Below are 13,896 nucleotides of genomic sequence, written 5' to 3'. Positions count from 1 at the left end.
AAAAAATGGTTGACATACTATTTAATATGTGATAAAAAGAGTGCCAATGCTTTCACGGTATCCCTGTGTTCTAAGCCTCATAATACTAATTCTATTTGGTTGTGCACGTAATAACTATAATCAATCATCGTTATCAAGTGGAATTACTCTGTATGGAGTTCCGAATGGGAAAGGATCAGAAGTCCCTCTTGGAATGGATTCATTAGGGAGGAAATACGCTCTTCCATCAGAAAGCGAGGATTTATTTGTAAAAGACAAGGATTCGCGTTTTTTTCTTCTAGAACCTAATTCTCAAACTTGGAGAGCCTATTATTATTTCTTCTATCTCAGGGATGAGATTTTTGAAAACTACCCTGAGTATGATCCCAAAAGGAAACAGTTACCTGTGGTCATGAATTCCAGGGTCACGTACTATATGGGTTATTTTCAAACATCGGGTCGCAAGTTTTTTGAGAAATGGCTTCAGAGATCTGGGCAGTATATACCAATGATGTCTGAGATCTTGCAGAATAAGGGATTGCCACCTGACTTAGTGTACCTAGCCATGATTGAGAGTGGATTTAACGTCAGGGCAAAATCTCACGCGGCTGCCGTGGGACCATGGCAATTTATAAGACCTACGGCATTACGATATGGACTCAGGGTCGATTCATGGGTTGATGAGAGAATGGATCCTGAAAAATCTACTATTGCAGCTGCAAGTTATCTCGGTGACCTCTATGAAATGTTTCAGTCTTGGGAACTTGCCGCTGCAGGTTATAATTGTGGAGAACACAGGGTTCAGGCAGCCATTGATACATATAATATCTATGATTATTGGTTGATTTCAGATCTTGCCCTTCCGAAGGAAACACAGGATTATGTTCCAAAGCTCATGGCAGCATTGATAATTGCAAAGGATCCTCAAAAGTATGGTTTTACTGGTATATATTACAGTGAGCCATTGAGATACGAGAAGGTTTCTGTGCCAGCGCAAAAGAATCTTACTGATATTGCGAGGATTATCGGCGCTAGTAATTATACCCTTATGGAACTTAATCCTAATTTAATGCATGGTGTCACTCCGCCTGGAGGCTTATATGAAATTAAGGTCCCGCCTGGATATGGAAGGATCGTAGCTTCTAGACAGTTAGAAATCTCATCGCTGAGGACTATAGCCTCAATAGGTTATTCGGGCTCTGGTAATTCTCTAAGATACAGGGTTAATAGGGGCGACTCGCTCGGTAAGATATCTAACCGCTACAATGTCAGTGTGTCCTCGATAAAAAAAGCAAACAGTTTAAGGGGGTCAACTATCACGGTTGGTCAGGTTCTTACTATACCAGGCAGGGGCTATACTCCCGGTGGTGATTATGGTTATGCGAGTAATGATAGGGTTACGGTTAGATATAGGGTCAATAGCGGCGATACCCTTGGAGCAATAGCTGCAAGACACCAGGTAGGTATATCAACAATCAAGAGAGCAAATAACCTCAAGGGTTCTACGATATTTGTAGGTCAGGTTCTTGGCATACCAGGTGCCGTAACCCCAAAATATGTTGCGAGTAGTACCGCATCTGGTAAGTACAGGGTAAGTAGGGGAGATACATTAGGGAAAATCGCCGAACGCCATGGTGTGAGTGTATCTTCTATAAAATCTGCAAACAATATCAAGGGATCGACTATAATGGCTGGTCAGACCATTAGAATTCCCGGTACTAATGGCTCGGGCACTGGAAGCGCCAGTGATAGCAAAGCAACGGTTAAGTACAAGGTCAACCGTGGGGACACTATTGGTACAATCGCCAGACGTTATGGAGTGAGCGTCTCATCGGTAAAGTCTGCAAACAATATCAGTGGGTCGAAAATAATGGTAGGTCAGACGCTTACGATACCAGGTGGCTCTGGTCGCAGTTATTCGAGTTCAGCCGGTAGTACACCAGTAAAATACAAGGTTAAGAGTGGGGATACACTGGGGACGATAGCAGTAGGTCATGGTGTGAGTGTAGCCTCGATAAAATCAGCAAACGGTCTAAAGGGTTCCACAATAAGGGTGGGCCAAGCACTAAATATACCAAATGGAAAGAGGGTTGCTGTCAATTCACCTACCAGAACACGCAGTTCAGTTTCCCATCGTGTCAGGAAGGGTGAAACCCTCTGGAAGATCGCAGGCCAATATGATGTATCCGTATCCGACCTTAAAAAGTGGAACAACCTCAAGACTACCAAACTTGTCGCGGGTGAAAGGCTTAGTATCAATATGGATTAGTATCTTTAGTGTCAAAATCGTCTTATCTTATCTATTCCTTCCTATTATACTTCCTGTATGAATGATGATCTTGTATTAAGACTCAAGAGTAGTTACGTCGCAAAAAGAAAACTAATCAAATACCGTCTCGGTGAATTTCGAAATATATTTGCGAAAGGTGATGATGAAAAAATATTCGAAGAGCTTGCATTCTGCATATTTGCTGCCGGTGCGAGTGCAAGGATGGCTGTCAAATCAGTAGAATCGGTGAAAGGAGTGCTGATGAGGGCAGACTCTCAAGAACTTTCGAGGAGGCTTAAGGGAGTCCATAGGTTTCCAAATAGCCGGGCTAATTATATATTACACACAAGGGAATGGCTCAGGAAAGATTACGATTTTAGACTAAAGGATTTGATACTTTATTTAAATGGTCCAGTAAAAAGGAGGGATTTTTTCGCGAATTACAGAGGTATAAAAGGAATAGGTTATAAAGAGGCAAGCCACTTTTTGAGAAATATCGGTTTTAGGGGATACGCGATCCTCGATAAGCATATTCTGAGATCAATTCACGAATTTGAGCTAATTGATGACCCTAAACCCCCTACATCAAGGTCTAGTTATATGAGGATTGAGAGGAAATTGAAGAAATTAGCAGCTTTGTTGGAAATTGATTTTGATGAGCTCGATCTCCTCTTATGGAGTGAGAAGACGGGGGAAATTATAAAATAAATTCAGGTAACAAGAATCAACCAACGACTATTTAGCTTTTTTTGTATCTAATAGATGTCAGCCAGGTTTTCTGAAAGTGATAAACATTTTTCTGAGCTCAAAGTGAGTTATGAAGAGAAGAAGGATATAATCAAATCACTTCTCGAAGAGTTTAAAGAGGTATTCGAAAAAGGTGATGATAGAAGAATTTTTGAGGAGCTTACATTTTGTATATTGACCTCGGCAGTGGGACCCAGAATGGGTTTGAAAGCTCTTAATGCCTTGAAAGAGTCATTGATGTATGCGGATGAGGAAGAGCTCTACATGAGGCTTAAAGATCAACACAAGTATCCGGAAAAAGCTGGATATATTATTCGTACAAGGGAATATCTTAGGAGGGAATGCAATTTTGAATTAAAGGGATTGATTCTATCGTTTAAGGATTCTATTGATAGGAGGGATTTTTTCGGATCGAACAAAGATATTAAAGGGATAGGATATTTACAGGCAAGCCACTTTTTAAGGAATATCGGGTTCTTTGGTTATGCGCTCCTTGATAAAAACATTCTAAGATCGCTCTATGAATATGGAATTCTTGAGAGTCTTAAACCTCCAACGACCAGAAAGCGATATCTTGAAATAGAAGGGAAGATGAAGCAGTTTGCTGATACTATTGAGATCAGTATTGATGAACTTGACCTTTTACTCTGGAGCGAAAGAACCGGGCATATACCCAAATAGATTCGTAGCGGCGACCTCCCTTCGACTATGCTGGACAGGTTAGGTCGCACAATATGATGAAAGAAAAAATGGAGGACTAAAGTCCTCCGCTACATTGTATTAACATGAGATTGATCCGCCGGAGTTTACACTGAAGAATCGAAGGGCACAGGGTTGGTTGCAGCGGCTGCGGGGACTATTTTTAACAGGTTTTAAGGAACTTATTCTAAGATAGTCTGAAGTAATCTGTCCAACTAAAGAAATTCTGCTTGACAACCTTTCTCTATTAAATCACATTAATCTAACAAGTTGGAGATTTGAAAAATGGAATATGAACCTGTAATTGGACTGGAAGTCCATGCCCAATTATTGACGGAAACCAAGATCTTCTGTGCTTGTTCGACAAGATTTGGAGCGAACCCCAATTCTCAGGTATGCCCGATATGCTTAGGGATGCCTGGAGTTCTCCCTGTTTTAAACGAGAAGGCTCTTGAATTTGCTGTCCGAGCGGCAATTGCAGCAAACTGTGAGGTCTCAAAGAGATCAAGATTTGCCCGTAAAAACTATTTTTATCCAGATCTGCCAAAAGGATATCAAATTTCTCAATACGAAGAGCCTCTTTCAAAGAATGGCTGGCTTGAGATTGAATCCAACGGTTCGAAGAAAAGGATTGGAATAACGAGAATTCATCTTGAAGAGGATGCGGGAAAACTGGTTCATGAAAATTCTAAGGGCATGAGCTACGTTGACCTCAACCGCGCAGGTGTTCCGCTTATAGAAATTGTGAGTGAACCTGATATAAGTACCCTTGATGAAGCCGTAGCATATATGAAAAAGCTTCGCTCCATATTGATGTATATTGGTGTCTGCGATGGGAATATGGAGGAGGGTAGCTTGAGGTGTGATGCAAATGTTTCCGTTCGCCTCAAGGGTGTTAAGGAGTTGGGGACGAAAACTGAGATTAAGAATGTGAATTCCTTTAAGTTTATACATAAGGCACTCGAGTATGAGATTGATAGACATATAATGCTTTTGGAAGACCGCAAGAAAGTGCAACAGGAGACCAGACTTTTTGATTCAAATCGAAATCTGACCTTTTCAATGAGGTCAAAAGAGGAAGCCCATGATTACAGGTACTTTCCTGACCCTGATCTGCTTCCTGTGATCATAGACGATAAATGGGTTGAACAAATTGGGAAATCCCTTCCGGAATTACCCGATCAAAGGTTTGAGAGATATATTAGGGATTTTGAGATCCCCCTATACGATGCAGGAGTCTTAACTGCATCGAGAGATGTGGCGGACTATTTTGAGGAATGCTTGAATTATTGTAATAAACCTAAGTCAGTTAGTAACTGGATCATGACAGAGGTTTTGAGGGAATTAAAGTCCGAGGAGGAGATCAAGTCTTTTAATGTTACTCCAAAGATGCTCTGTGAGTTATTGAATCTGATTGAAGACGGCACGATAAGTGGAAAGATCGCAAAGGAAGTTTTTGGTGACATGGTTATTAATGGGAAGGCGGCGAATGAGATAATAAACGAGAAGGGCATAAAGCAAATTTCCGATCTGGGTGAAATTGAGGACATCATAAATGATGTTATTGAAAAAAATCCTGACCAAGCATCCAGGTATAAGGCCGGTGAGGAAAAGCTGATAGGCTTTTTTGTTGGTCAGGTTATGAAGGCGACGCAAGGTAAAGCGAATCCAAAAATTGTTAATGAAACCTTAAAGAGAAAGTTATTAGAGAATTGATCTCCTGAATTTGATTTTCCCAATCCTGTTGAGTAGTTAAGAATATTTCGTAGCGGAGGACTTCAGTCCTCCATCTTCTCAATATTAGTTGTCCAGTGGATTGACGTATTAACATTTTCTGATCGAGAATATATTTATATTTGACAGTCATACCTTTCGTGTGTATTTTCCCAACCATCTCGTGAATAAAGCGATACTTGTTTTAGAAGATGGTACAAAGTTCGAGGGCCTTGGTTTCGGGGCGGATGGTGAATCCTATGGAGAGATTGTATTTAACACATCAATGTATGGTTATCAGGAAATACTCACCGACCCATCTTATAACGGGCAGATTGTTGTAATGACCTATCCCGAGATCGGGAACTATGGGGTAAATCTCGAGGATGTAGAATCAAGAAGACCCTTTGTCAGGGGCTTTGTCGTTCGTGAATACTGCAGTAAACCCAGTAACTGGAGATCATCGGGAGATCTGGAATCCTATTTAAAAAATTACAACATTGTCGGTATTCAGGATGTCAGCACAAGGGATATCACAAGGAGAATACGCTCTCAAGGAGCCCAGCGAGCAGTGATTTCTACAGTTGACTTTTCGCATGATAGCTTATTGAAGAAAGTACATTCGTCGCCCTCAATCCTGGACGCAGACCTTGTGACAGAGGTAAGCTGCCAGAAGCCCTATACTTGGGAAAAGGGAAGCCAAGTCTTAGCTCAGTCTCCAAATATGGAGCATAAGCCATTAAAAGAAAACAAAATAGTAGTTTATGATTATGGGATAAAACAGAATATTTTGAGAAGGCTGGTTGACGTGGGTTGTGAAGTGAAGGTTGTTCCTTCTCGAACCTCTTCCGGGGAAGTCCTCTCAATGGATCCGGATGGTATCGTATTGTCTAATGGACCGGGAGATCCCTCTGCCGTTTCCTACGCTATAAAGAATGTAGAAAAACTAGTGGGCAAGAAACCGATATTTGGAATTTGTTTAGGGCATCAGATACTTGGATTGGCACTTGGTGGGAAAACCTTTAAATTAAAATTCGGACACAGGGGGGGCAATCAACCGGTCAAGAATTTATCGACTGGGAGGGTAGAAATTACATCACAGAATCACGGGTTTGCGGTTGACCCAGACTCGTTGGGATCCGATGTGGAGATTACTCATATAAATCTTAATGATAAAACAGTAGAAGGACTAAGGCACACAAAATATCCAATAATCTCAGTCCAGTATCATCCAGAAGCTTCTCCAGGGCCCCATGATTCATCATATCTTTTTGATGAATTTATAAGACTGGTGCAGGAGTTTAGCACTTAATTGCTAGAACTCTAGGTAAACTTTCTCAAAAACCTCTCGGCGTTTTCCCTGTGTGTTCCTGCCCAGTATATCCTATGGCATGAGTCACATTGCTTAAACTTATCCTTAGTTTCAAACACATAAGCGGGGACTTTGCCTGGTAATTCATGTTTATTAACATCCGTTAAAAGCGTATTACAACGAATACATCTGCAAAAGGATTTTTCAGTGCCATTTATTTTGTAGGTTTCAAAAAATTGTCTGATTTGTTCTTCTAAATGGTCGCTGTGTATGAGCAGACACTTTTTTACGATCTTTCTTTTGTTTATATTTCTATCCCTTGTAAGGATTATACGGTCCTCCGATAATGCTCGATCAATCAACACATGATCTTCAATATCATTTTTGTAACTTACATCCAAGCCAGCCAGCCTCAGCCACTTTGCAAGCTTTCCAAGCATTGAATCGGCAATAAAGCGTGATTCAGTCATTTCCTAATATTTTATCATGCCGATGAGGTTGTGAAAAAAAAGTTGAATTTTTATTAAAGGAAACGTATGGATTTTCATGCGCGGTTGGAAAACCACGCCTATCATTATTTTTGGAAATTTTAATTGCGATAGTCGGGACTTTCCAGTCCCGATTTGATCTTTCCCTATTGCATATTTGGAAATCCGCGTCCCTTTTTCAACACACAATCATTAAGTGTTAATCCACGCCGCCTTGTCATTTGTATGCGGGAATCCACTTCATTGTTTTTATGGATCCCCGGTAAAAACATTCGGGGATGACAATGAGCGAGCCTGAAGTAATTTCATCGTAACATAAATGGAGAATGAAAGTCCTGGGCTACTCATTGTCCAAGACCAACCCTTTTCCTCTGATATACTTTGGTCTCGTAGTGGAATATGGAGCTAAGCCCAGAGATGAGGACTCTCCGTTTCTGCTTTTATGAAATCCTAAGGCTCCAATCATCGCTGCATTATCGGTACAATACTCTGGCGATGGGATGAAAAGTGAAATACCGTCTTGTTCAAATCTCTCTTTTGCAAGGTCTCTGAGACGTGAATTGCTTGCTACTCCTCCAGATATTACAACGTTCTTAATTCTGTTTAATTTAGCAGCGCTCAATGTCTTTTCGACCAGTGTCTCGACAATTGCCTCCTGATAGCTTGCGCAGATATCCGGTAGTCTGTCCTTGTCAATAACAGGGGTTTTCTTTACGAAATAAACCAAGGATGTCTTTATTCCACTGAAGCTAAAATCAAATGATGATGCCTTCTTAAATGGCCGTGGAAAGTTAATTGATTGAGGGTTTCCTTCCTTGGAAATTCTGTCGATCTCTGCCCCTCCCGGGTAACCAAGCCCTAATAGTTTTGATGCCTTATCAAATGCCTCTCCAGCCGCATCGTCCCTCGTTTTTCCGAGCAGACGAAACTCGGTATAACTATTCACCGTATAGAGGCTTGTATGTCCGCCGGATACTATGAGACCTAAAAAGGGAAACGGTACATTATATTCTAAGTGAGCTGCGGTGATATGTGCCTCAAGATGGTCAATCCCAATAAATGGGATGTCCAAGCCGAATGAAATGGCTTTTGCAGTTGAAAGTCCCACAAGCAGGGATCCAACAAGACCGGGCCCACTTGTGACGGCGATCCTGCAGATATCGCTAAGTGAGACTTCTGCTTTTTCTAGTGCTTGCTCAATTACGGGGATGATCTTCTCGAGGTGGTTTCTCGATGCCAATTCAGGCACTACGCCACCGTATTTCTTATGAATTTCAATTTGAGATGAAACAATGTTTGAAAGCACATGTTTTCCATCCTTAATTACTGCGGCCGCTGTTTCATCACAAGAGGTTTCTATTCCCAAGACTAAAGTGTTCATCCATTTAATTTTACTAAATCGAAGTTTTTTTCACAAACTCAAAATCTTCATGGTTATAATGATCGTGATGGGTTGTATGAGATGACATAAATTGAATGAAAATAAGCCCATGATGTTCGGGTGATACAAGATATTTCGGGATCACTGCCTTCAGTAAAATTGATTGACTTTGAAGCAATGGTTCTTTAATATCCTTTTCCTAGATAGTATAATTAATTGTCATTGCGAGAAAGAGACTCGTGGCAATCTTCTTTTGAATTGTGGTAGATAGCTTCGTTATCACTCTCAATGGCAAAAAAATGGGGGTGTCATTGAAAGGCGAACGAATGGGCTGAGGCCATTTTCCGTGCACCTTTGTTTTCGGTGATTAAAGATACGAATCATATTGATACACACCCCTCATTTCAAGAATCAAAGTGACTAAAAATATCAGTTATTTTTTAGGGGTAGTGAAGAATGAAAACATCGTCCAAAAAGGATAGGATACCGGACGTGAGCATAATTACTCGTGAACCGTTTCCACGTTCGAGAAAGGTATATGTCAAGGGAAAGATTCATGATATAAGAGTGGCCATGCGCGATGTTGAGTTGGACGATTCCGATTCTGTGTCTTCTGTTAAAAGAGGTCTTACGAAAAATTCTACGATTACTTTATATGATACAAGCGGGCCATATACCGATCCGAGCGCGGAGATTGATGTTCATTCAGGATTATCCCCAGTGCGTGAGAAATGGATTTTGGACAGGGGGGATGTGGAAAGGCTTAAGGATTTTTCTTCAGAATTTTCCAGGAGAAGCCTTAGATCTTCGAAGCTTCAAAATATCAGATTTAAAAAAATCAGGAACCCTCTTAAGTCAAAGCCGGGGGAAAATGTAACGCAGATGCATTATGCTAGAGCCGGATTAATTACCCCCGAAATGGAATACGTCGCTATTCGAGAGAATCAGCAAATCAACGAGTTGAGGGATCAATTAAATGATCTGGCAAGTTATCATAAGGGAGAGAATTTCGGCGCCAATATTCCAGAAAGTTATATGACCCCTGAGTTTGTTAGGCAGGAGGTTGCCACTGGGAGAGCGATTATTCCGAGCAATATCAATCATCCCGAAAGTGAACCAATGATAATTGGCCGGAATTTTCTTGTGAAAATCAATGCTAATATTGGAAATTCCGCTGTAACATCAAGCATTGAGGAAGAAGTGGAGAAAGCCGTTTGGGCGTGCCGTTGGGGTGCTGATACTATTATGGATTTATCCACGGGTAACAATATACATGAAACAAGGGAATGGATTATCAGAAATTCGCCTGTTCCCGTTGGTACCGTTCCTATTTATCAAGCCTTAGAGAAGGTTGGTGGTATGGCAGAGGAACTAACGTGGGAGCTATTTAGAGATACTATGATCGAACAGGCTGAGCAAGGGGTTGATTATTTTACAATTCATGCGGGTGTTTTGTTAAGATATATACCCCTGACTGCTAAAAGAGTCACCGGGATTGTTTCAAGGGGTGGCTCGATCATGGCGAAGTGGTGTCTGGCGCATCATGAGGAGAGCTTTTTATATTCACACTTTGAAGACATGTGCGAGATCATGAAGGCTTATGATATTGCATTCTCCTTGGGTGATGGATTGCGTCCCGGGTGCATTGCCGATGCTAATGATGAAGCTCAATTTGCTGAGCTTGAGACCCAGGGAGAGCTGACCCAGATTGCCTGGAAACACGATGTCCAGGTAATGAACGAAGGACCCGGACATATCCCCATGCATTTAATCAAGGAGAATATGGATAAACAACTTAAGCTTTGCAATGAAGCTCCTTTTTACACCCTCGGTCCTTTAACTACGGATATTGCTCCGGGTTATGACCATATCACATCCGCAATTGGCGCTGCAATGATTGGCTGGTATGGGACTGCGATGCTTTGTTACGTTACCCCTAAAGAGCATTTGGGGTTGCCGGATAAGCAGGATGTAAAAGAAGGGGTTATTGCTTACAAAATAGCGGCGCATGCGGCGGATCTCGCAAAGGGAAATCCTACCGCTCAGTTAAGGGATAACATTTTAAGTAAGGCTAGGTTTGAATTCAGATGGAATGACCAGTTCAACCTCTCACTGGACCCTGATACGGCAAGAGAATATCATGATGAAACATTGCCCGCCGAGGGTGCTAAGATTGCCCACTTCTGCTCGATGTGCGGCCCGAGATTTTGCTCTATGAAAATAACGCAGGATGTAAGGGAGTACGCAGCCAGCCACGGGCTTTCCGATGAAGAAGCCGTGGGGAAAGGTTTGGAAGAAAAGGCAAAAGAATTCACCGACTCAGGCGGTGAGATTTACATATCCAGAGAAAAGCTATGACTTTGGGTCTAAGATCCAATATTATTTGCGGATTCAACAATACAATAGACTTCGTATAGTAATGGCTTTCAAGTGATAATAATTTCTTCGAGTTCCTTTTAAAAAGATCTAATCGGTTCCAAACTCAGAGATAGCCAATTTAGATGATAACGGGTATGTAAATATGATCATAGAATATTTCCTCATACTCTAGAATCTTCAAATTTTGCAAATTTCTTAAATATTTATTTAACAATTTGATGGATATTAATCGAGGGTATTGACAAAGCGATATTAATTTATCATTGTATGTGCTAACCAAAGGATGATTTTCAAACAGTTATTTGTAATAGTATGCTGTTTAGTTGAAGGCGAAAACTGTCAATAGTTGTATATTGAATAAGAGTGCTGAACAGCAAGGAGAAATAATAGTCCCAATTTAAAAGACGTGGCATTTAGTATTTTCATTACTTTTTCCTTAGATTAGCAATTTAATAATATTTGAAATATGTATCGGAGGGCGAGGCTATACATATACTTAGGAGACCAGTATAAGAAAGCTACGAATCGGAATCATTGAACTCGTTACTAACGCTCCTACTCGTTCTTTGTGGGCTCGCGTCATGTATGCCAATTTCGCGAATATCATGCCACAAGCGATAGCTGTATGGTGTGTAGAAGAGGGTCATGATGTTACATACCTGTGTTACAGGGGATTTGAAAACTTGGCTGAAGAATTACAGAATGACTACGACATTGTCTTCATTGGAGCGTATACTCAATGTGCCCAGCTGGCGTATGCGCTAAGCAGCCTCTTTCGATCGAAAGGCGCAGTTACCGCACTCGGGGGCCCCCATGCACGCAGCTACCCGCAGGATGCGTCCAAATACTTTGACTATGTTTTCGGCTTAACTGACAGGGATAAGATTCGCGATGTCTTACAGGATTGCTCGCAGCACCGACCGCTTGGTTTACGAATCAGTGCCAAGCAGCAGCCCTCGACGCTTCCTGGCGTACGCGAGCGCTGGAAGTTTATTGAGAAAAATCTTCATAACTCACCCGTTATCAAGGTTGTTCCGATGCTATCTAGTCTAGGTTGCCCCTACACATGCAGCTTTTGTATAGACTCAGTCGTACCTTATCAGCAGCTTAGCCTGGATATGATGAAGGAGGATCTGCGCTTCCTATTACAGAAGTTCAACAGGCCGCGTGTGGGCTGGTTCGATCCAAACTTCGGTGTGCGGTTTGACGAATGCATAGGCGCTATTGAGGATGTCGTACCTCCGGGTAGTATTGATTTCTATGCAGAAAGCAGTCTCTCCTTGCTCTCCGAACCGCATCTCAAGCGGCTCAAACGAATTGGGTTCAAGGTAATCATGCCCGGAATTGAGTCGTGGTACGACATGGGCAACAAATCAAAGACGGGTAAGAAGGGAGGAATGGATAAAGTCCTGCAGGTCTCAGAGCACATCAACATGATCTTGAGCTACATACCATACCTACAGGCCAATTTTGTGCTCGGACTCGACGTAGACGAAGGACCAGAGCCTTTTGAACTCACAAAACGATTTGTGGACATCGCACAAGGGGCTTTCCCCGCCTATTCCCTACTCTCTGCGTTTGGAGAGTCAGCACCGCTCAATCTCGAATACGAGCGTGCCAATCGTATCCTTCCGTTTCCATTCCATTTCCTGAATACTCAACAGGCCATGAACGTCAAGCCGAAAAACTATTCGTGGCCTGAGTTTTACGAACATGTAATTGACGTTACAAAACATACGTTTTCAGGGCGAGCGATAATCAATCGCTTCAGAGTGATTAAACCCATCCTCTGGAGATGTATGAACGTATTGAGGGCATTTTCTTCGCAAGGTACTGGTCGCGTCAAGTACCACACCGAAGTGCTTAACCGGCTCCGCACTGATAGGCAGTTCAGGGACTTTTTCGAACAGGAGACAACAGAACTTCCACAATTCTATGTGGATAAGGTGCGAAATGACCTGGGTCCTTTATGGGAGTGGCTTCCAAAAGGTGCGTTGTATTACGATTCCGACGTATATCTTAAATCAGATAAGATGCAACTCTCAATTCAATCGAGTGTTTAGCCTAAATATGAGCCAGTTGCATAAATTGGCTACCGCTGATACTGAAGCAGGAGGATCATTTACCGAATCATACGGGAAATTTTGATTGTGCGCCTGCTACGTACAGTGATATTAGTGCCTGTATAATATTAACTTTTTCTCAAATCCCGTCTTTTGCTCACTATAGAAATTAAGATTTTTACAATTAGATACAATCGAATAATTTACAACGGCAGAAATTTACTTATAGTTAATGGGTCTTTCAATTGAGTGCGACACACTGCAAAATTAGATTGCTTCATCCTCGTGGACCTACCTCAGGGTTCCTCGCATGACCCAAGAGGTGTCATTGCTGCAGATGTTAGATATTTCGTGGGGAAAATTCTTACAATTTCGTGAATAGATTTGTTGTTATTAATACTTTTCGGAATGAAAAGGACCTGAACGGCATTGCAAAAATTAGGTTAAGAAAATCAGGAACGAATATGTAAAAAAAATTTGCGGGTCGCGGTTGAATTAAATTTTTTAGTTGTTATGTCATCCCCGAAATCAATAGTCGGGGATCCATCCCCGCCACAAACGTGCGGGGACAGGCTCCGGATTCCCTATTAAGCCCGTACTCGAACGTCTCTATCGGGTAGCATTAGGGAGAATATGGATTCCCTATTAAGGCATTAGGGACAACAAGGGGACAGCCTTGTCTGAGCCCTGAGATTTATCTAAGGGCCTGTCCTGAGTTTATCGAAGGATCGAAGGATTATTTCTTTGTACGCTGTGCTGAATCCTGATCTACATCAGGACATGCCTGTTTCAGTATAAAGACGAAGAAAGGGAAAAAATAGATAAATATCTTCTTCTGTAATGACCAGATTGTGTTAACCTCGTAG

The 13,896-nt window shown here is 41.7% G+C and carries 9 protein-coding genes; 7 read left to right on the top strand and 2 right to left on the bottom strand.

From position 1 onward, the window contains the following. Nucleotides 1–46: 46 nt before the first annotated feature. The 5 genes from VGA95_10535 (at nt 47) to carA (ending at nt 6,719) form a co-directional block, all read left to right on the top strand. Nucleotides 47–2,248, top strand: coding sequence for a LysM peptidoglycan-binding domain-containing protein (locus VGA95_10535; GenBank protein HEX9666977.1), 2,202 nt, complete (start codon nt 47–49; stop codon nt 2,246–2,248). Nucleotides 2,249–2,305: 57 nt separating this feature from the next. Next, nucleotides 2,306–2,956: an N-glycosylase/DNA lyase gene (locus VGA95_10530; GenBank protein HEX9666976.1), complete on the top strand. Its 651-nt coding sequence runs from the start codon at nt 2,306–2,308 to the stop codon at nt 2,954–2,956. Nucleotides 2,957–3,010: 54 nt separating this feature from the next. Further along, entirely contained in the window at nt 3,011–3,676 is a 666-nt protein-coding gene (locus VGA95_10525) for an N-glycosylase (GenBank protein ID HEX9666975.1), read from the top strand. Nucleotides 3,677–3,979: 303 nt separating this feature from the next. Further along, nucleotides 3,980–5,410 carry an Asp-tRNA(Asn)/Glu-tRNA(Gln) amidotransferase subunit GatB gene (gene gatB / locus VGA95_10520; GenBank protein HEX9666974.1) on the top strand — a complete coding sequence of 477 codons (1,431 nt, stop codon included), beginning with the start codon at nt 3,980–3,982 and terminating at the stop codon, nt 5,408–5,410. Nucleotides 5,411–5,591: 181 nt separating this feature from the next. Further along, nucleotides 5,592–6,719: a glutamine-hydrolyzing carbamoyl-phosphate synthase small subunit gene (carA, locus tag VGA95_10515; GenBank protein ID HEX9666973.1), complete on the top strand. Its 1,128-nt coding sequence runs from the start codon at nt 5,592–5,594 to the stop codon at nt 6,717–6,719. A gap of 11 nt (nt 6,720–6,730) precedes the next feature. Here carA and VGA95_10510 read toward each other — a convergent pair whose 3' ends face one another. Beyond that, nucleotides 6,731–7,189 carry a Mut7-C RNAse domain-containing protein gene (locus VGA95_10510; GenBank protein HEX9666972.1) on the bottom strand — a complete coding sequence of 153 codons (459 nt, stop codon included), beginning with the start codon at nt 7,187–7,189 and terminating at the stop codon, nt 6,731–6,733. Nucleotides 7,190–7,547: 358 nt separating this feature from the next. Continuing rightward, nucleotides 7,548–8,588 (bottom strand): tRNA (adenosine(37)-N6)-threonylcarbamoyltransferase complex transferase subunit TsaD, encoded by a 1,041-nt coding sequence (gene tsaD, locus VGA95_10505; GenBank protein ID HEX9666971.1) that lies wholly within the window; start codon nt 8,586–8,588, stop codon nt 7,548–7,550. 456 nt (nt 8,589–9,044) lie between these two features. Here tsaD and thiC point away from each other — a divergent pair, with 456 nt between their 5' ends. Together thiC and VGA95_10495 are read left to right on the top strand one after the other, a co-directional pair. Beyond that, on the top strand, nt 9,045–10,946 hold the full coding sequence (gene thiC, locus VGA95_10500) for a phosphomethylpyrimidine synthase ThiC (GenBank protein HEX9666970.1): 1,902 nt from the start codon (nt 9,045–9,047) through the stop codon (nt 10,944–10,946). Nucleotides 10,947–11,572: 626 nt separating this feature from the next. Beyond that, nucleotides 11,573–13,030: a radical SAM protein gene (locus VGA95_10495; GenBank protein ID HEX9666969.1), complete on the top strand. Its 1,458-nt coding sequence runs from the start codon at nt 11,573–11,575 to the stop codon at nt 13,028–13,030. Nucleotides 13,031–13,896 lie beyond the last annotated feature (866 nt).

The organism is Thermodesulfobacteriota bacterium (assembly GCA_036397855.1).
Lineage (GTDB): Bacteria > Desulfobacterota_D > UBA1144 > Nemesobacterales > CSP1-2 > DASWID01.
This window is presented reverse-complemented; position numbering and strand designations above follow the sequence as displayed.